The sequence below is a fragment of the Lederbergia ruris genome, from assembly GCF_018332955.1.
Lineage (GTDB): Bacteria > Bacillota > Bacilli > Bacillales > Bacillaceae_C > Lederbergia > Lederbergia ruris.
Map to the genome: position 1 here is coordinate 122,168 of NZ_BORB01000005.1, position 20,177 is coordinate 142,344.

Consider the following 20,177-nt stretch of genomic DNA (forward strand, 5'->3'; position numbering starts at 1 on the left):
ATGCCACCGTATATGCGGTTAGCGAAGGACTTGGACATATTGTTGTATATATTATAATGGGTATAAAAATATGAATGAAGGAGAGCAATATTTACTCTTCTTGTCACCGGAACAGGACGGCTTATACGCGATTCGAGGTGTTACCCAGGGAAAAGTTCCCGTAAAAGATGGGGAAGTTCAAGTCTATCAAGAGAATGATACCGATGATTCAGAAGAGTTTCTAAGTGAAATATTCCAAGAGGCACGGGCGAAATATATCCATGGAAATTAAAAGGGATTCCTTTCACGTGTAGACAAAGCGGATTTCACTTTGTCTACATTTTTTTACTTCTGACAAATCTACGGGCGTTTGAGAATATGGGTTAACGATATTCAAGGTTTACATAAATAACTCTTAAATAAAGAATATAAATATGCTCGGCCTGGATTAATCTACTCCTGAGAATGATGGAAATCACAATCTGGAAATAAAGTCATTTTTCATGAAAAATTTAATCTATGCCATTTCTTCATAGCACTTGCCGAAACAGCTAGTGAACCCTATAATAATCCATATTAGGGTTTTAAATAAGGGGGGAATATAAATTGCCTATAAATATACCAAGGAAAATGCCAGCTAGGGAAATATTAGAGGAAGAAAAAATATTTATTATGGATGAAGACAGAGCCGTTACGCAAGATATCCGTCCATTAAATATTTTAATATTGAATTTGATGCCAGAAAAACAAAAAACCGAAGTTCAGCTATTACGCTTATTAGGAAATACTCCTTTACAAGTCAATGTATCTTTTTTACATATGGCTACGCATCAATCGAAAACGGTGAGCAAAACACATTTAGACGAATTTTATACAACATTCTCTGAAGTGGAAAACAAATATTTCGATGGAATGATTATTACAGGGGCTCCTGTTGAGCATTTGCCTTTTCAAGAAGTGACATATTGGGAAGAGTTAAAAGAGATCATGGAGTGGACCAAAAGTCGCGTTACGTCCACTATGCATATTTGTTGGGGGGCACAAGCAGCCTTATATTACCATTATGGCATCGACAAATACGAATTAAAGGAAAAATGTTCAGGGATTTATGAACATGAATTGCTGTATCCCAAATTAAAATTGGTACGGGGATTTGATGACGTATTTCTAGCGCCACACTCGCGCAATACAAGTGTAAGCCAGTTAGAAATTGAAGAACATCCGGAATTATTACTTGTTTCAAACGGGGAAGCGGGCCCCTTTATGATCATGTCGAAAGACGAGAAAAATATTATGCTAACAGGGCATTTAGAATACGATGCTACAACATTAGCCGAAGAATATGAAAGGGATTTAAATAAAGGAATTTCAATCCAACCACCAGAAAACTATTTCCCAAATAACGATCATACAAAAAAGCCTCTTCACGCATGGCGTTCACATAGCTATTTGCTTTTTTCAAATTGGCTAAACTACTATGTTTATCAGGAAACTCCATATGAATGGAAATGATCATACGGGTGTCTTTCACAGAAGAGACATCCGTATGATCTATATAAAAGGGAATGGGATGGTAGAGGAGTTCATACTAACAAAATAACCATGTTTAAACTTTGTAGAAAGGTTGTTTCCTTTTCTGAACCTTAGTATTATAATAACTACATGTAATTTTTGAAAAGAGGTATTGATAGTGAAACAATCGATTTACGGTTTAACGATCGATCAACTAACGGAATGGTTACTGGAACAAGGACAGAAAAAGTATCGTGCTGAACAAATATGGGATTGGTTATATCGAAAAAGAGTGACGAACTTTTCCGATATGAAAAATATTAATAAAGAATGCTTACAATTATTGGAAGAGCATTTTACCATACAAACGTTGAAGCAATCGGTTAAACAGGAATCTGCAGATGGGACAATTAAGTTTTTGTTTGAGATGCAAGATGGAAATTTAATCGAAACAGTTTTAATGAGTTTTCCTTATGGGCTGTCTGTTTGTGTCACAACACAGGTTGGATGTAATATTGGCTGTAGCTTCTGTGCTAGCGGGTTGCTTCGGAAAAATAGGGATTTAAACAGCGGCGAAATTGTTGAACAAATCATGAAAGTGCAACAGCATCTTGATGAAAAAGGAAACGATGAACGAGTTAGCCATATTGTTGTGATGGGAATTGGAGAACCATTCGATAATTATCATAATCTTATGAGCTTCCTACGCGTGGTCAATCATCCAAAAGGACTAGCCATTGGCGCGAGACATATTACGGTCTCAACAAGTGGTCTCGCCCATAAAATCCGTGACTTCGCTGATGAAAACTTACAGGTGAATTTAGCTTTATCGCTTCATGCGCCAAATGATGAGTTAAGAACGCAAATTATGAAGATCAACAAAGCATTCCCGATTGAAAAATTAATGGCTGCTTTAGACTACTATTTGGAACGAAATAATCGTAGGGTGACAATTGAATATATTTTATTAAAGGATGTAAATGATCATGTCGAAGAAGCTAAGCAACTTGCAAAATTACTTCAAGACAAACGTCATTTAACCTATGTAAATCTTATTCCTTATAATCCAGTCAATGAACATATTCAATATGAAAGAAGCGAGCATAAAGACATTATGGCCTTCTATGATACATTAAAGAAAAATGGCATTCAATGCGGCGTTCGGCATGAGCAAGGGGCTGATATCGACGCGGCTTGTGGTCAGTTAAGAAGTAAACAAATAAAGAAAAACCAAGCCCGTGCAATTTAATTGGTAATACGTTATTGCCATCCATCGCTACTCTCCAAAAGATTGTAAAATCGAATAAGCAGCATAGATTGTGTGTTTAACACGCTCATTACATCAAGCAAGTGGAAATCGTTCACTTGCTTTTTATTTTCTCTATAGCAATAAATGATTGCTCTTACATTTACAGCAACTGGCACATTTACTGTTGAATTTTCATAGCATGTGAATTAAAACAGAAGCGGATAACCCACGTTACATTATTCCCTTATTTATACCATGTTATTTCCATAAAACCAAGTAAAATGATAAGTTTAAAAATAAATTCAAAAAATTATTGACAATCACTCTTTCACCCTGTAATATGAATGACAACTTTAATATTTAAAAATAATTATGCTGATTAGTCAACTAAAGGCATCTTTATAAATTGGTCTCGATCAGTTTGTAAAGATGCCTTTTTTAAAATGACTAATTCTATGAGTACTAGCTTTGGGAGAGTGTAACAATGAATATAATCTGGCATGAATCAGAAGTGTCAAAGGAAAATCGGCAACAATTAAAACATCATAAAAGTGCGATCATTTGGTTTACTGGACTATCAGGAGCAGGCAAATCAACGATTTCATCAGCTTTGGAAAAGGAATTATTTAAAAAGAGCATCCACACTTATCGGTTAGATGGCGATAATATTCGGCATGGATTAAACAAAGATCTAGGATTTAAGCAGGAAGATCGAAAGGAAAATATTAGGAGAATTGGTGAAGTATCGAAATTACTAGTCGATGCTGGATTGCTCACTTTAACGGCTTTTATTTCTCCTTATCGAGCAGATCGTGATCAAGTTCGGGAAATGGTTGAAGCGGATGAAATGATAGAAGTCTATGTAAAAGCAACTTTAGAAACATGTGAAGCAAGGGATCCAAAAGGATTATATCAGAAAGCTCGAAACGGGGAAATTAAAGATTTTACCGGTATAGATGCTCCGTATGAAGAACCAATAAACCCGGAAATTATTCTCGATACGAATCAATTAGATATTACAGAATCAGTTACTCTCATTATGGAATATTTAGAAAACAAAGGATATATAGGATGTGAGAGTGAAAGGTAAAGCTTTGTGATTAATTCACACTTAACCTATAGGAAAAATGATATAGTTGCTACTTGCTGACTATGAAAATAGAGGCAATGATTTCAAATATCACTTTCTATTTAAAATTTAATGGAGGTGAGATTGTGACAAAATTATTGACTTACGAAACGTGGGCAGAGCCAACAGATGAGTTTGTTGTGGACGCTCAATATAAAGGAGCACTCAATGTCTTAAACTGGGCCTATGAGATGTATGATGAACAACTTATTTACTCTTGCAGTTTCGGAATTGAAGGAATTGTTCTAATTGATCTGATTTCAAAGGTTAACCCGACAGCTAAAATTGTATTTTTGGATACGGAGCTCCATTTTCCAGAAACGTATGAGCTAATTAAAACGGTAAAACAAAAGTATCCTGGTCTCCGGATCGAAATGATTAAACCAGACCTATCTGTAGAAGAGCAGGCAGAACAATTTGGAGATGAACTATGGAAAAGACAACCTGATCGTTGTTGTTATATGCGAAAAGTTCTTCCACTAAGGAAAACATTATCAAAATCGACCGCTTGGTTATCTGGACTAAGGAGGGAACAATCACCAACTAGGAAAAATACAAATTTTATCAATAAGGATGAAACTTTCCAATCGATAAAAATTTGTCCGCTTATTCATTGGTCATGGAAAGATATTTGGAATTATGTGAAAGAACATCAATTACAGTATAATCCACTTCATGATCAAGGATATCCAAGTATTGGTTGCTGGCCATGCACAATACAAGGGGATATGGAAACAGGTTCAAGATCAGGGCGTTGGGCGAATCAAGGGAAAACTGAGTGTGGTTTACATCTGGGAAATAATAAGACCATATAAATCTATGTTGCAGGAGGATATCAAAATGAGTTTAAGTCAACCACATGGTGGAAAATTGATCGATCGTTGGGAGCCATCATACGATTTTTCTAACATTGAACAATCAATTGAATTAGATGATACAGCTTTAAGTGATTTGGAGTTAATAGGTGTGGGAGCCTATAGTCCTCTAAGTGGTTTTCTAAATGAGCAGGACTATCATTCTGTCTTAACGGACATGAGGTTATTAACAGGAGAACCATGGTCCATTCCGATTACACTACCAACAACAGAACATAACGCCCAAGACATTCACATCGGTCAGTTCGTAAAGCTTGAGAAAGACAATATTGTTTATGGGGTTATTCAAGTAGCAGATATCTATCAACCAGATAAAGAGAAAGAAGCTGAGCTTGTCTATCAAACCGTTGATCATGAACATCCTGGCGTAAAGAAACTTTTTGAACGAGATGCCATTTATATAGGTGGAGAAATCACGCTTATTAAGCGAAGTGAAAAGGGCATATTCTCCGATTATCTTTATGATCCAGCAGAAACACGTCAGAAATTTCGTGAACTAGGTTGGAACACCGTAGTCGGTTTTCAAACAAGAAATCCTGTTCATCGTGCACATGAATATATTCAGAAGACAGCCTTAGAAATTGTTGATGGGCTCTTTTTACAACCACTTGTTGGGCAAACGAAACAGGATGATATCCCAGCAGATGTTCGTTTGGAAAGTTATCAAGTATTACTAGATCAGTATTATTCAAAAGATCATGTGTTTTTGGGTGTATTTTCTGCAGCCATGAGATATGCAGGACCTCGGGAAGCTGTGTTCCATGCGATGGTAAGGAAAAATTTTGGCTGTACACATTTTATTGTTGGCCGTGATCATGCCGGAGTTGGCAATTATTATGGTACTTATGATGCGCAAAAAATATTTAGTCGTTTTTCAAAAGAGGAATTAGGCATTACTTTATTATTTTTTGAACACAGCTTTTTCTGTAATAAATGTGGAAGCATGGCAACTTCCAAAACATGTCCACATGATGCAAGTTTTCATGAAATCCTTTCTGGAACAAAAGTAAGAGAAAAACTAAGAAATGGAGAATCACTTCCACCCACATTTAGCCGTCCGGAAGTTGTTGATATCTTAATTTCTGGTCTCCGAGAAAAAGTGGGTTAAACAAGTGAATGTAAGAGAAGGTGGATAGCATGTATTTTCATCCCCATCTTATAGTTCAGCTTGACAAAAGGTCTTTCTGAAAAGGGAAAAGGAGGTTCAGTCTATTATGGGGAAGGTTTTTATTGTCGGAGCAGGTCCGGGAGATCTAGACCTGATCACCGTCAAAGGACTCAATTGTATCAAGTGCGCAGATGTTATTTTGTATGATCGCCTAATCAATAAAGAACTTCTTCTGCACGCAAAAAAAGGTGCTGAACTGATTTTTGTAGGTAAAATTCCCGGATTTCATCAAAATAAACAAGAAATAATCAATCAACAACTTGTTGAATATGCAAAAAGAGGGAAAATTGTCACTCGCTTAAAAGGAGGAGATCCTTTTATTTTTGGTCGAGGGGCGGAAGAAGCACAAACTTTGGCTGAACACGGAATCCCATTTGAAATTGTTCCAGGAATCACTTCTGGAATCGCGGCCCCCGCTTATGCAGGAATCCCTGTCACCCATCGTGATTTTAGCTCTAGTTTTGCCATTATCACTGGTCATACAAAGCCAGGTAATGATGATACGATACAATGGAAAAATCTAGCCCTTGGAGTAGATACACTCGTTATTTATATGGGCGTTCGCCAATTACCTAATATTAGTAATCAATTAATCAAGGCTGGGCGCTCTCCTCATACACCAGTAGCGATGATTTATTGGGGTACAACCAATGTACAAAAAACAATAACTGGAACACTTGAGACAATAGAGGATATAGCAGCTAGTGAAAAAATGAAGAATCCAAGTATGATTATTATCGGCGAAGTAGTTCGTTTACGTGAAAATATTCAATGGTTCGAACAAACTCTAGAACCTTATGATCCATTACCAGTCATTGGGTGAAAAGGAGGAGGATTGGATGTCGATGCAAGCTGTCCTCTATATTGGCCACGGCAGTCGTTCAAGAGAAGGGGTAGAGGAAGCTATCCAGTTTATCGACCAATGCCGTAGAAATATAAATTTGAAGATCCAAGAACTTTGTTTCCTAGAACTTGCAAAACCTAGTATAACGGAAGGAATTGAAAGCTGTGTCAAAAAAGGGGCAACCCGTATTGCAGTTGTTCCTATCCTTCTTTTAACAGCTGTTCATGCAAAAAAGGATATCCCATATGAATTGGAACAAGCAAAAAGTAAATACCCTCAAATTGAATTCATTTATGGGTCTCCCATAGGTATTCATCCAAAATTAATAGATTGCCTATTTGATCGATTAACAGAACGAGCAAGTGAGAATTTTGAAGATGCAAAGATCCTCGTGGTTGGGAGAGGAAGCAGCGACCCAGATGTCAAACGCGATCTCACTGAAATTGCACGTCAATTTGAAAAAAAGTACGCATTACCTAAAGTTCATATTTGTTTTCTTTATGGGGCAAGTCCGACTTTTGATGAGGCACTATGGGATCTAATAAAGGGAGAAAAGAAACAAATATATATCCTACCTTATTTATTATTTAGTGGATTATTAATGAATGGGATAAAACGGAAAATCGAAGAAGCAAACGATGGATCGAAACAAATCATTCTATGTGAAACATTAGGACATCATTCAGCTGTACCTAAAATTCTCTCAGAGCGTATCGATGAATTGCTTCACTATAAAGAGAAGCAGTGGGTGATTTAGTATGCCTCCCTATCCGATCATGCTTCAGTTGTCAGGTAAGCAAGCTGTTGTCATTGGCGGTGGTGCTGTTGCCTTGCGGAAAGTGATTCATTTGCTAGAAGCGAATGCTAAAGTAACAGTCGTCAGCCCTGCTCTTGATCCCAAGCTCTATACCTATTATCAAGTAGGGAAAATCCATTGGATTAAGCGGGAATTTCAGCCCTTAGATTTAGCGAATGCCTTTATCGTGATCGCGGCCACTAATCAAAAGGAAGTGAATCAAAGAGTCAGCAAGTGTGTGTCCGAAGGGCAATTACTGAATGTCGTCGATCAACAAGACTTGGGGAATTTCCATGTGCCGGCAAAATTATCAAGAGGAGATTTGACGATTACTGTATCGACAAATGGCACCAGTCCTTATCTTGCTAAAACGATCCGCAATGAGATCGGTAAAATGTATGGCCAGTCAATGGAAGAATATCTTGATTTCCTGTCACGTGCTCGGCAAACAGTAAAAGATCATGTAACAGATATAGAGCAACGAAAAAAGTTATTAAAAGAAATCACACACAAAGATTATCGAAACTCGGCGGAAAAGCAAAAAGATTTTTTAGAGAAAGTGAGTGAATCCAATGAGTAAACAAAAGGAAAATTTTGAAAAGGCGATTGAGGTTGTGAAAGAATATCTCAATACGATGAAGTATGGATCTATAACATTAGTTGTACAAGATCAACATGTGGTTCAAATTGAAAAAAATGAAAAAGTTCGCTTGAAATAATTGGCGGCTGATTAAACATTTGATTTTTAAAGTGTGAGGTGGATGTTTTTGCAACTTCAAGCAATCAATAGTCCTTTTAGTCAAGAGCAAATTGAGGTGCTGAATCAAATTCTCCCGACCTTAACAGAAGGGCAGCAATTATGGTTAAGTGGATATTTAACGGCATATTATGGAAATACGGCGTTAGATATGAAGCCGGGGGCAGCAACTCAGAATCAAACTAACACCAAAGAAGTGACTATCCTTTATGGTTCCCAAACAGGAAATTGTCAAAGATTGGCAGAAGAGCTATCGGAAACATTGGGCAGCCAAGGATATAAAGTCACCCTTTCTTCCATGAACGAATTTAAATCAACCCAGTTAAAAAAGCTCTCCTATTTATTTCTTATTATCAGTACCCATGGGGAAGGGGATCCCCCGGACAATGCCATCGCTTTTTACGAGTATTTATTTAGTCGAAGAGCACCAAAATTAAATGATTTATCCTTTTCAGTCCTTTCGCTTGGAGATAGCTCATACGAGTTTTTCTGTGAAACAGGCAAAAAAATCGATCAACGATTGGAAGAATTAGGTGCGAAAAGAGTAACAGCAAGGGTCGATTGTGATTTAGATTTTGATGACCCAGCAGCTGAGTGGCTAGGTACAGTTGTAAAATATTTAAATGAAACAGGAGAGGGAACATCAGGTTCATCCCAGTCCCTAAGCTCTATATCCGTTTTGCCTAACAGTGGATCAACCTATTCACGTCGGAACCCTTTCAAGGCAGAAGTATTAGAAAATATCAACCTAAATGGCCGGGGATCGAATAAAGAAACACGGCATCTTGAATTATCGATCGAAGGATCTGGTTTTACTTTTAAACCGGGAGATAGCTTAGGGATATTCCCAGAAAATAACCCCGAACTGGTGGGCCTTATTATAAACGAGATGGGATGGGACCAGGATGAACTAGTTCCATTCAACAAACAAGGAGAGACATGTTCTCTTCATGAAGCATTAAAACACCATTATGAATTGACCGTCTTAACGAAACCGTTACTTGAGAAATTATCGCAAATTCATCCTAACGAAAGATTAACTGAACTACTACAATCGGAAAATAAACAGGAGCTTCAAACGTATATGGAAGGGCGAGATCTCGTTGATGTCATTCGCGATTTTGCGCCATGGGATCTGCAAGCTGCCCAATTTATTGCCATTCTAAGAAAATTACCAGCCCGTTTATACTCCATTGCTAGTAGTTACGAAGCCAATCCAGAGGAAGTACATCTTACGATTGGAGCAGTTCGATATGAAGCACATGAGCGAACTCGCCATGGAGTTTGTTCGATCCAGTGTGCGGAACGTGTCCTTCCTGGTGATTATTTGCCTGTCTATGTTCATGAAAACCCTAATTTCCATTTACCTGAAGATCCGAGTGCTCCGATTATCATGATTGGTCCTGGGACAGGGATCGCCCCTTTTAGATCGTTTTTGGAGGAAAGAGAAGCAGTTGAAGCTCCAGGAAAAAGTTGGTTATTCTTTGGAGATCAGCATTACGTGACAGATTTTCTCTATCAAATCGATTGGCAAAGATGGCTAAAAATGGGGGTTCTTACTAGGATGGATATCGCTTTTTCTCGTGATACGGAAGAAAAAGTCTATGTGCAGCATCGCATGCTGGAAAAAAAGCAAGAACTATATAAATGGCTAAGAGAAGGAGCTTATCTATATATTTGTGGAGACGAGAAACATATGGCTCACGATGTTCATACGACACTTCTGATGATTTTAGAGGAGGAAGGTGGGATGACTTCTGAAGAAGCAAATGAATATCTCACCCAATTGCTAAGGGAAAAACGATATCAGCGAGATGTATATTAAAAATCTGAAGGGAGAGAGGATCACTTGACTAAGAAGCATTTCCCATCTACACAAGATGGACCACCTAGTGATGTGGAACGGATAAAAATCGAAAGTAATTATTTACGAGGATCACTTGCTGAAACGCTAAAAGATGAGATGAGTGCAGGAATTCCTGATGATGATAATCGTTTAATGAAATTTCATGGAAGTTACTTACAAGATGACCGAGATCTTCGAATTGAACGACAGAAACAAAAATTAGAGCCAGCTTATCAATTTATGGTTCGAGTTAGGGCTGCTGGAGGAGTCGTATCAGCCCAACAATGGCTTGTAATGGATGAATTAGCAAATAAATATGCCAATGGCAGTCTGAAACTAACGACAAGACAATCCTTTCAAATGCATGGGATCTTAAAGTGGAATATGAAAAAGGCTTTTAAAGAAATTAATGAAGCGTTATTAGAAACTCTTGCCGCTTGTGGAGATGTCAATCGAAATGTCATGTGTAGTCCAAATCCATATGCCTCAGAAGTTCATATGAAAGTATACGAATGGGCAAAAAAATTAAGTCAATATCTTTCACCGCAAACAAAGGCTTATCATGAAATATGGCTGGATAATGAAAAAGTCGTCGATACTTCAAAGGATTCTGATGAAGTTGAACCGATATATGGTCCTACGTATTTACCACGAAAGTTTAAAATTGGCATTGCTGTTCCGCCATCTAATGATGTTGACGTCTACTCGCAAGACCTTGGATTTATTGCTATTGTAGAGAACAAGCAACTTCAAGGTTTTAATGTGAGTGTTGGTGGAGGAATGGGCTCCACCCACGGGGATAAAGAAACTTATCCGCAAATAGGGAGAATAATTGGCTTCTGTAAGCCAGATCAAGTGATTGATGTAGCAGAAAAAATTGTCACCATTCAGCGAGATTACGGGAATCGATCTGTTCGGAAAAATGCACGGTTCAAATACACAATTGATAAACGAGGAATCCCTTGGCTTTTAGAGGAGCTGCATTCACGACTTGGCTGGGAGTTGCAACCAGCAAGATTCTTTCAGTTTGATCATAACCGGGATCGTTATGGCTGGGTAAAAGGACTGAATGACCAATGGCATTTTACTTTCTTTATCCAAAATGGAAGAATTAAAGACTGGGAACATTATAAACTAATGACAGGCTTAAGGGAAATAGCGAAAGTTCATCCAGGAGATTTTCGTTTGACTCCTAATCAAAACTTAATCATTGGAAATATACCAGAAACTTTAAAACCACAAATAGAAGCATTGATTCAACAATATGGTTTGACCGACGGCGAGCAATATACCGGTTTACGCAGAAACTCAATGGCTTGTGTTGCTTTTCCAACCTGCGGCCTTGCAATGGCCGAATCAGAACGTTATTTACCTTCCTTACTTGATAAAATTGATTTGATATTAGATGAGGCAGGTCTTCGCGAGGAAGAAATCGTCATTCGCATGTCCGGCTGCCCTAACGGTTGTTCGAGGCCAGCATTAGCGGAAATTGGCTTTGTAGGAAAAGCCCCCGGAAAATATAATGTTTATTTAGGCGGCGGTTTTACCGGAGATCGTTTAAATAAACTTTATCGTGAAAATATTGGAGAGAAAGAAATATTAAGCGAATTAGAGCCGATTATCCATCATTTTGCGAAAGAACGAAAAGAACAGGAACGATTTGGCGACTTCGTCATTCGTTCAGGATATGTAAAAGAGGTTCATTCAGGCTTGGATTTTCATGATTAATAAATAGCTAAATAAAAATTTTAAAAATAAATTAAATTCCCTCTTGTTTTTTAACCTAATTAAGCCTATAATATTAGTATAGTTAATTTTTAATCCTTAACGAATTGTGAAACAAAAAATTGAATAATGATTTCATTCTTATCAAGAGAGGTCGAGGGAATGGCCCGTAGACGCCTCAGCAACCACCATTTTTATGGAAAGGTGCTAAATCCAGCAAGTTGGAGACAACTTGAAAGATAAGAAGAATCCTTTTCATTAAAAGGGCCTTCTTCTTGTCGGAGTAGGCTCTTTTTGTATGGAGAATAGCCCAAGAAGATGTGGCTATGCGATAAAAGAGCCTCACTCCAAAAAATTTTAAATAATAGTTTGAGGAGGGTCGTTTATTGGGATTATTAGAACGTCTCAAAACGGATATTTTAATTGGGGATGGCGCCGCAGGGACTCTTTTATATTCGTATGGCATTGATCGTTGTTTTGATCAATTAAACCTTACACATCCTGATGAAGTATTGCGGATACATAATGCCTATGTTGAAGCTGGAGCTGATGTGATTCAAACGAATACATATGGCGCCAATTATTTGAAACTATCGAGATATGGATTGGAAGAGGAAGTGAGCAAAATTAACAGAGCTGCCGTCCGTCTTGCGAAAAAGGCAGCAGGGGAAGTGGCCTTTGTACTAGGAACAATTGGCGGCATTCATGGGGCAGGTCTTCACGCTAGTGTAACAGAGGAAATAAAACGCGGTTTTCGAGAACAGTTATATGCATTGCTACTCGAAGGAGTAGATGGACTTATTTTAGAGACGTATTATGATTTAGAAGAATTAACGACCGTCTTAAAAATGGCTCGTGATGAGACGAATTTACCGATCATAGCCAATGTCACGATGCATGAACCTGGCGTGCTTCAGAATGGTACACCACTTGAAGAAGCTTTAAAACAGCTCGATACTTTAGGGGCTGATGTCGTTGGCATCAATTGCCGTCTCGGTCCTTATCATATGGTGCGAGCCTTAGAGTCTGTTCCACTTTCGAAGACAGCTTTTTTAGCGGCCTATCCAAATGCAAGTTTGCCAGAATATGAAGATGGTAAATTTACGTACAAAACCGAGCCGAATTACTTCATAGAATTTGTTCGACGTTTCCGCGATCAGGGAGTGCGTTTAATCGGAGGCTGTTGTGGAACAACCCCAGAGCATATCCAAGCATTGGTAAAAGGACGCCAATATCTAGTACCGATTGAAGAGAAGCAGATCATCAAACAAAAGCCGATTTTTATTAGAGAGCGACATCTTGAAAAGGAGCCATCTCTTTTCGAGAAAATTCAGGTCGATCGCTCTATTATTGTAGAATTAGATACACCTAAACACCTGGATACAGATCCCTTTTTCAAGGGAGCACAAGCCTTAAAAGAAGCTGGAGTAGATGGATTAACTTTAGCAGATAACTCCCTTGCTTCACCAAGAATATGTAATGCGACAATGGCATCTCTTGTTAAAAAGAAGGTTGGATTAAGCTCACTGGTTCATATTACTTGTCGGGATCGAAATTTAATCGGATTACAATCACATCTCATGGGTCTGCATACGGCTGGAATTCGTGATATATTGGCTATCACAGGTGATCCGACTAAAATTGGAGATTTCCCTGGCGCAACATCTGTCTATGATGCAACATCTTTTGAATTGATCAAACTGATCAAACAATTTAATGAGGGGATTTCCTTTTCCGGGAAGTCTTTAAAGCAGAGAACCCAATTCCATGTTGCGGCGGCGTTTAATCCGAATGTTCGTAATCTTGGGAAATCAGTTGAGCGCATGGAGAAAAAAGTAAAGTATGGAGCCGATTATTTTTTAACCCAACCGATATTTTCTAAGGAAAAAATCTTGGAAGTTGGAGAGGCAACCAAACAGATAACTGCTCCGATTTATGTCGGCATTATGCCGCTCGTATCAGCAAGAAATGCAGAATTTTTGCACAACGAAGTCCCAGGCATCAAACTTCCGGATGATATAAGAGAAAGAATGGCCAAAACAGAAGGGGATCCTATGCAAGCTAAGCAAGAAGGACTCGCTATTGCCAAAGAATTAATCGACGTCGCATTTGATTATTTTAAAGGTTTCTACTTAATTACACCCTTTATCCAATATGAATTATCGGTTGAATTATCGACTTATATTCAAGAAAAAAGAACAAAGGCGCAAGCGCCCGTTTAGCGACGTACAAACTTTTTAGGGGCCTGACGAGATAAAGGAAACACAGTGAGCCTGAAAGGCGAGCTGATGTTGACTTATCGTAGGAAGGCACCGAAAGTTTGCTAGTCGCTGGGCGTTGGAGCTGGATGTCAACCGCGACATAAGCAACTTATCCACAAGCTAGGATTTTATAAATTCCTAAGCAACGAAAAGCAATCAAAAGAAACAAATACTACAATGAAAAACGGGAGGAATATCACATGACACAAGTAACTTCATCTAATATTGGTTATCCAAGAATCGGGGAACAGCGTGAATGGAAAAAGGCATTAGAAAAGTATTGGAATGGGAGTCTTTCTCAACAAGAATTATTAGCGACCACGAAAGAAGTCCGTTTGAATGGTTTGAGAAAACAGAAGGAATTGGGGATCGATTTAATTCCCGTAGGAGATTTTTCCCTTTATGATCATGTGTTGGATACAGCGCTTATGTTCGGGATTGTTCCAGAACGTTTTCAAAATAATGGTTTATCCGCCTCTTCATTAGACACATACTTTGCGATTGCTAGAGGAACAAAGGAAGCATATGCTTCTGAAATGACAAAATGGTTTAATACGAATTATCACTATATCGTACCTGAATTTGATCATGCGAAACCGATATTAGTAGAAAATCGTCCACTCACTTTTTATAGAGAAGCAAAAGAGGAATTAGGGATTGAAGGGAAACCTGTCATACTAGGACCAATCTCCTTTTTGAAACTTGGAAAAGGATATAAAGAAACTGAATTCACATCCCTATTAGAAAAGTTTCTTCCACTATATATTCAAATTTTAAAAGAGTTAGAATCGGACGGGGTAGAATGGGTGCAAATAGATGAACCGATTTTAGTGACAGAACTTTCAGGTGAAGAGATCCCTATCATCAAACAAACCTATCAAACGATTGCAGAGGCAGTGCCAAGCCTAAAGCTTGTATTACAAACATATTTTGAGTCGATCCATCATTATGAAGAGTTGATTCATCTCCCTGTTGCAGGTTTTGGACTTGATTTTGTCCACGGGGATGCATTGGAAGTCATACGCCAATTTGGTTTTCCGCAGGATAAAGTGTTATTTGCTGGTATCATTGATGGAAGGAATGTTTGGCGAAAAGATTTAGAACAAACATGGGGCATATTAGAAATCATTCAGCAAATTGTCGAACAAGACCGGATCATAATTCAGCCATCATGCTCGTTGCTACATGTTCCTATAACGAAAGAGCTAGAACACACATTAGATCCTATTATTAAGGCTGGTTTGTCGTTTGCAGATGAAAAATTAAAAGAAATTGCCATACTGGCAGACGGATTAACATTCGGAAAAACTAAAATCAGTAAAGAAGTAAACGAAAGTACAGAAGCAATTCAAAGATTAAATCAGTCTAATTATCGTCGGAAATCGGAGAATGGTGTTGACTTGCAAGAAGTTCAAGCGGAACGGCAATCTCCATTCTCACAAAGAATTTTGGAACAACAGGAAGCACTACAACTTCCTTTATTACCAACAACTACAATCGGCAGCTTACCACAAACAGCCGAGGTTCGGAAACAAAGATTACGCTGGAGAAAAGGCGACTTATCTACTCAAGAGTACGAGCAATTTATTAACAAAGAAATAAAAAAATGGATTGAGATTCAAGAAGAGATTGGTCTTGATGTTTTGGTACATGGGGAATTTGAACGTACAGACATGGTAGAATATTTTGGCGAAAAGTTAAATGGTTTTCAAGTGACAAAATATGGTTGGGTGCAGTCCTATGGATCACGTTGTGTCAAACCTCCATTAATTTTCGGAGATGTTTCCTTCGATCATCCAATGACTGTCAAAGAAAGCGTCTATGCACAATCATTGACAGATAAGCATGTAAAAGGAATGCTAACAGGTCCTGTTACGATTTTGAATTGGTCATTTGTGCGTGATGATATTTCTGAATTTGATGTGCTAAATCAGATTGCTATTGCCCTGCGTAAGGAAATTGAGGAACTGGAAGCGAATAATATTACAATCATTCAGGTGGATGAACCAGCCTTGCGTGAGGGACTCCCATTAAAGAGAATAAATTGGGAAGCTTACCTAAACCACGCTGTTCATGCTTTTAAACTAGCGACAACAACAGTGAAGAACAGTACGCAAATTCATACCCATATGTGCTACTCTAGTTTTGGCGATATCTATGATGCTATCAATCGCCTAGACGCAGACGTGATTTCGATTGAAACATCAAGGAGCCACGGGGAATTGATTTCGACATTTGAAGAAAATACGTATAATAAGGAAATTGGCTTGGGAGTTTACGATATTCATAGTCCACGTGTACCTGCTAAAGAAGAATTAAAAGAAAATATTTATCGAGCACTCGCCACTATTCCAGTGAAACAATTTTGGATTAACCCTGACTGTGGGTTAAAAACAAGAAAAGAAGAAGAAACGATTGCCGCTCTAAAAGTCATGGTTGAGGTTGCACAGGAAATAAGAGAGGAACAGCTTCAAACAGTAAAAAATAACTAAATTGGAAAAAAACTTCACTTAAATTAAAACCCGAGAATGTCATTTCATTCTTGGGTTTTATTTTTGCGGGATTTTACAAAGATTAAAGGTCTTATAACTCTATTTTCGAAAAAGGCAAAAGCAGTTTCACACCTCGTCGATTTTTCGGAAGCCACTTCATATCTAAAAGAAGATGACTGGCATAAGCTCCTGCACAAACAAACATCAATCCATCCACCAAGATTTCCTTTTCCATATAATAGCCAAGAATTGAAAAATAGCAAAGACCTAAAAGTGAATGGGTCAGGGAACGATGGGATAAAAATGAGGCAACCCCTATGTAGATCCCCAACATCATCATCCATATACTTTCATGATAAAGGCTCAGAACTCCAACAAGTGCACCTGTTATGATTAACATCCTTTTTTGTTTAATTATTTGAGAGGGAAGGATAAGCAGGGCACTCCCCAATAATATCCCTTGCCATTTAGACCAATATGTTTGTGGACCAATGGAACTGGACAAAATAAAATATAAACCTATTATACTTAGAACAGTGATGACCCATTTTTTATTAAGGGAAATTTTTTTAGCTAAAACGCCTTTTACATCTAAATCAGGCACTAGTCCGACAAAGCCTCCCAATAAGGTAAAAGAAGCCGTTGTAACCCAATCTACATTTGTATATTGAGCAACCCCAAAACCGGTCAGACAACCTGCGATAAAATGTGTTTTTCCATCCATTTCTTAGATCCTTTCCATTGATGTCTTCCTAATTATAGCAAAAACGATCACTTGTTTGTTAGAAAGAATGTTTAAAAAGTAGGAGCAAATGGATGAGCAAAGGATAAACGGTTAAGCTTTGGATCAAAGGCTAAATACGCGCCGTCCTGGCGCAACGCCTTTGTGCCTGCGTCTGGCGGCCTCTGATAATGAGTTCCTTTTTCGCAAAATTTCTTAAGGGGTGAGAAGTTGCTGAATTAATCTAGAGGAGTCCACTTTTTCAATTTGTTCAAGATATGCTTTAATATGCTTTTGGTTTTTAGCAACTTCGTTTTGTAAAATGTTTACGATTTGTGCCTCCACATCCAAAGTATGCCAATTCTCCAAATGGAAAATTAATCCTTCCGTCTTCAAAAATTGTAAGTTCATCTCTTCTTGTCCAGGCAATGCATCATAAACGAAAATAGGTAGATTTTTATTTAAACTCTCACTAATTGTTACACCACCTGGTTTTGTGATAATCCCATCTGCCTCATCATACAATCGATTCATTTCTGCTTTTGTAGAAATAAAGGGCAAGGGTTGGATCAGTGGATGTGCTAATCGTTCAATGGATTGAAAAAGCTTTTCGTTTTTGCCACATAAAACTTTATAAAGAATGGAACCATTAGGTTGCAAGCGATCCAGCAGCTGATGCAGGGAGCCAGCCCCCATATTTCCTCCGCTTAATAAAAGAGTTTGCCTTATTTTACTCCTTTTTTTCATACTTTCCGCTTGGAATAAAGGATGGATTGGGATTCCCGTAACAAAGATTTGCTCTGACTTTACTCCCCTTTGTAATAGCTCTTTTTTGATTTGCATACTTGGTACGAAATGAAAATCAATTTGTTTAATCCCCCATAGATCATTCACAAAATAATCAGTGTAAACATTCATCACTTTACCTGACCAAATATTTCTTTCTTTCAAACGTGCAAGTAAGTAGGAGGGAAGGGCGTGAGTACAAATAACTAAATCCGGTCTTGTTTCTTCTATTAATTCCTCCAGCTTTTTCATAAAAAGCCATTCATACGTATAATAATGCTTATGAATGGTTCTTCCTCTCACTGCCACATGCCGATAAATTTGGCTATATATGGAAGGAAATGTATGAATCCATTGTATATAAAAAGCTGAAATTAGTTGTTCAATCTTCCCGTAGCTATAGGATAAAATATCCACCTTATCACAATGAAAAATTCCGGGGTCTTGCTCCAATTGAACCTTAATACTGTCTGCGACATGATGATGGCCTGAAGGTATTTGCAAAAAAGGCAAAAATAAAATACGAGCCATGAACAAATCAACTCCTTCAAGCCATAGTTTGTCAAAATAAATTTATTTCATTCCAAGTCCTAAAATTTCCATTCATAAAAAATGATGTACTTGTAAAAATTCATTTGCACAATGTTCAATTGCTGAAGCAAATCCAAAGATATGATAGTGAGGTGAAAAAAGCGTTCATGATTTATAAAAGCGTAGAGGAATCATTGCCATTTATTACTCACTATATTCTTAAGCATCATCAGAATGAAAATATTAAAGGGTTAATTGGCATTACCACACTTTATAAAGGGTGTAAAAAGCTAGGATTTGAAGCACATTCCATTAAGAATCCATTTTATAAATGTTTCAAACGACTAGCTCTTTTTCCTATTTATTTTCTGTCCTCAAAAAACTCAATAAAAAAAGAAATTCCAACTCCCATGTATTTATTCATGTCGAAAGAGATATTAAAAAATAAGTACGGACACGATTAATCCGGAGACTTCCATAAATTACAGGTAAAAATACCCCTTTCGTCGCTGTATAATTAGTGAAGGAAAGGGGTAATAAATCATGTTAATCATTATTGCCATTACTGTTATGCTATTAAGTTATTTTGTATATAGAGGCTATAAAAATACACAGTCTGTTGTCATTAATCATATAGAAATCGATAAAAATCTTAATGGGACGAAAGCAACTCCTCTACGAATCTTGCATATTTCTGATATGCATCTTGAAAAAATTTCTATATCACCGGAGCATTTGTACAAGCACCTAAAAATGCAACCAATCGATCTTATTGCATTGACTGGTGATTTCCTAGATCGAAAACGAACCATCTCTAAGCTCATTCCGTATTTGAATGAATTAAATAAATTACAGCCCCGTTACGGTGCATATGCTGTTTTTGGTAATCATGATTATGTATTGCGCCAACCATTTTTCAACCAATTAAAAGACTTGTTGAATGAATACGGTTTTAAAACACTCCAAAATGAATATGATACAATTGAAATAAACGGTAGGCCATTTAATATTATTGGTATTGATGATTTTGGCACGAATCACAGCGATTTAGCTAAATCTTATGATGGATTGGAAAGAGGATATAATATTGTTCTTACACACGATCCGAACATCGTTTTAACGATGCAAGACTATCCATTTGATTATCTGTTAGCTGGGCATTTTCATGGTGGGCAAATACATTGGCCCAAGCCGTACCATTTGCGAAAGATGGGGGAATTAGTTCGCATGAATATGGTAAAAGGATTACATGAGTACAACGGTCGACCGTTTTATATAAGTGAAGGGCTTGGTCAAACGGGTGTCAACATTCGTGTAGGTAGCCGCCCAGAAATGACCATCCACCATCTGCAATTGAGTCAAGAGATAAAAGAGAAGGATATGATTGATTACTCCGTGACAGAAGCCAGATAAATTTTTCGATGATGATTAGAATGATTCTCTACTGGAACTCCGCTATAATAATGTATATATTCCTCCCTAGTTACCTCAAGTATAAAGGAGTTA

18 protein-coding genes and 1 riboswitch are annotated in these 20,177 nt (G+C 37.7%); of the genes, 16 read left to right on the top strand and 2 right to left on the bottom strand.

Translation table 11 applies throughout. The features are described from left to right. The first annotated feature begins 70 nt into the window (after positions 1 to 70). The 14 genes from KI363_RS04605 to metE all read left to right on the top strand — a co-directional run bounded on the left by KI363_RS04605 (position 71) and on the right by metE (position 16,633). Entirely contained in the window at positions 71 to 271 is a 201-nt protein-coding gene (locus tag KI363_RS04605) for a hypothetical protein (RefSeq protein ID WP_212965628.1), read from the top strand. A 314-nt stretch (positions 272 to 585) separates the two neighbouring features. After that, entirely contained in the window at positions 586 to 1,491 is a 906-nt protein-coding gene (gene metA / locus KI363_RS04610) for a homoserine O-acetyltransferase MetA (protein ID WP_158321866.1), read from the top strand. A gap of 175 nt (positions 1,492 to 1,666) precedes the next feature. Continuing rightward, positions 1,667 to 2,740, top strand: coding sequence for a dual-specificity RNA methyltransferase RlmN (gene rlmN, locus KI363_RS04615; protein WP_191967431.1), 1,074 nt, complete (start codon positions 1,667 to 1,669; stop codon positions 2,738 to 2,740). Positions 2,741 to 3,224: 484 nt separating this feature from the next. Continuing rightward, positions 3,225 to 3,830, top strand: coding sequence for an adenylyl-sulfate kinase (cysC, locus tag KI363_RS04620; protein ID WP_158321864.1), 606 nt, complete (start codon positions 3,225 to 3,227; stop codon positions 3,828 to 3,830). Positions 3,831 to 3,955: 125 nt separating this feature from the next. Next, a complete protein-coding gene (locus tag KI363_RS04625; protein ID WP_281414064.1) occupies positions 3,956 to 4,684 on the top strand; it encodes a phosphoadenylyl-sulfate reductase in 729 nt (242 codons plus the stop codon). A gap of 25 nt (positions 4,685 to 4,709) precedes the next feature. Continuing rightward, positions 4,710 to 5,852: a sulfate adenylyltransferase gene (gene sat, locus KI363_RS04630; RefSeq protein ID WP_158321862.1), complete on the top strand. Its 1,143-nt coding sequence runs from the start codon at positions 4,710 to 4,712 to the stop codon at positions 5,850 to 5,852. Between the two features lie 106 nt (positions 5,853 to 5,958). After that, positions 5,959 to 6,735: a uroporphyrinogen-III C-methyltransferase gene (gene cobA, locus KI363_RS04635; protein ID WP_158321861.1), complete on the top strand. Its 777-nt coding sequence runs from the start codon at positions 5,959 to 5,961 to the stop codon at positions 6,733 to 6,735. A 16-nt stretch (positions 6,736 to 6,751) separates the two neighbouring features. Then, positions 6,752 to 7,513 (top strand): sirohydrochlorin chelatase, encoded by a 762-nt coding sequence (locus KI363_RS04640; protein WP_306345153.1) that lies wholly within the window; start codon positions 6,752 to 6,754, stop codon positions 7,511 to 7,513. Position 7,514: 1 nt separating this feature from the next. After that, positions 7,515 to 8,132 (top strand): NAD(P)-binding protein, encoded by a 618-nt coding sequence (locus tag KI363_RS04645; RefSeq protein WP_212965629.1) that lies wholly within the window; start codon positions 7,515 to 7,517, stop codon positions 8,130 to 8,132. Continuing rightward, a complete protein-coding gene (locus tag KI363_RS04650; RefSeq protein ID WP_158321859.1) occupies positions 8,125 to 8,271 on the top strand; it encodes a YezD family protein in 147 nt (48 codons plus the stop codon). The genes KI363_RS04645 and KI363_RS04650 overlap by 8 nt, the downstream gene beginning before the upstream one ends. Before the next feature lie 48 nt (positions 8,272 to 8,319). Then, complete coding sequence (locus tag KI363_RS04655; protein WP_212965630.1) at positions 8,320 to 10,134, top strand: assimilatory sulfite reductase (NADPH) flavoprotein subunit; 1,815 nt, start codon at positions 8,320 to 8,322, stop codon at positions 10,132 to 10,134. A 24-nt stretch (positions 10,135 to 10,158) separates the two neighbouring features. Further along, entirely contained in the window at positions 10,159 to 11,883 is a 1,725-nt protein-coding gene (gene cysI / locus KI363_RS04660) for an assimilatory sulfite reductase (NADPH) hemoprotein subunit (RefSeq protein ID WP_158321857.1), read from the top strand. A gap of 135 nt (positions 11,884 to 12,018) precedes the next feature. After that, a riboswitch (SAM riboswitch) is annotated at positions 12,019 to 12,126 on the top strand. A gap of 140 nt (positions 12,127 to 12,266) precedes the next feature. Further along, the gene (locus KI363_RS04665) at positions 12,267 to 14,102 is read left to right on the top strand and encodes a bifunctional homocysteine S-methyltransferase/methylenetetrahydrofolate reductase (RefSeq protein WP_212965631.1); all 1,836 of its coding nucleotides are present in this window, start codon (positions 12,267 to 12,269) and stop codon (positions 14,100 to 14,102) included. A gap of 239 nt (positions 14,103 to 14,341) precedes the next feature. After that, complete coding sequence (metE, locus tag KI363_RS04670) at positions 14,342 to 16,633, top strand: 5-methyltetrahydropteroyltriglutamate--homocysteine S-methyltransferase (RefSeq protein WP_212965632.1); 2,292 nt, start codon at positions 14,342 to 14,344, stop codon at positions 16,631 to 16,633. A gap of 91 nt (positions 16,634 to 16,724) precedes the next feature. On the opposite strand, the gene KI363_RS04675 is transcribed toward metE, so the two are convergent. Together KI363_RS04675 and KI363_RS04680 are read right to left on the bottom strand one after the other, a co-directional pair. After that, positions 16,725 to 17,357 carry a metal-dependent hydrolase gene (locus tag KI363_RS04675; RefSeq protein WP_158321854.1) on the bottom strand — a complete coding sequence of 211 codons (633 nt, stop codon included), beginning with the start codon at positions 17,355 to 17,357 and terminating at the stop codon, positions 16,725 to 16,727. 213 nt (positions 17,358 to 17,570) lie between these two features. Then, positions 17,571 to 18,671 (bottom strand): MGDG synthase family glycosyltransferase, encoded by a 1,101-nt coding sequence (locus KI363_RS04680; protein ID WP_158321853.1) that lies wholly within the window; start codon positions 18,669 to 18,671, stop codon positions 17,571 to 17,573. 74 nt (positions 18,672 to 18,745) lie between these two features. Between KI363_RS04680 and KI363_RS22345 the strand changes: the two genes are divergently transcribed. Next, positions 18,746 to 19,135 carry a YkoP family protein gene (locus KI363_RS22345; RefSeq protein ID WP_373306725.1) on the top strand — a complete coding sequence of 130 codons (390 nt, stop codon included), beginning with the start codon at positions 18,746 to 18,748 and terminating at the stop codon, positions 19,133 to 19,135. 79 nt (positions 19,136 to 19,214) lie between these two features. Continuing rightward, positions 19,215 to 20,084, top strand: coding sequence for a metallophosphoesterase (locus KI363_RS04685; RefSeq protein WP_158321852.1), 870 nt, complete (start codon positions 19,215 to 19,217; stop codon positions 20,082 to 20,084). Positions 20,085 to 20,177 lie beyond the last annotated feature (93 nt).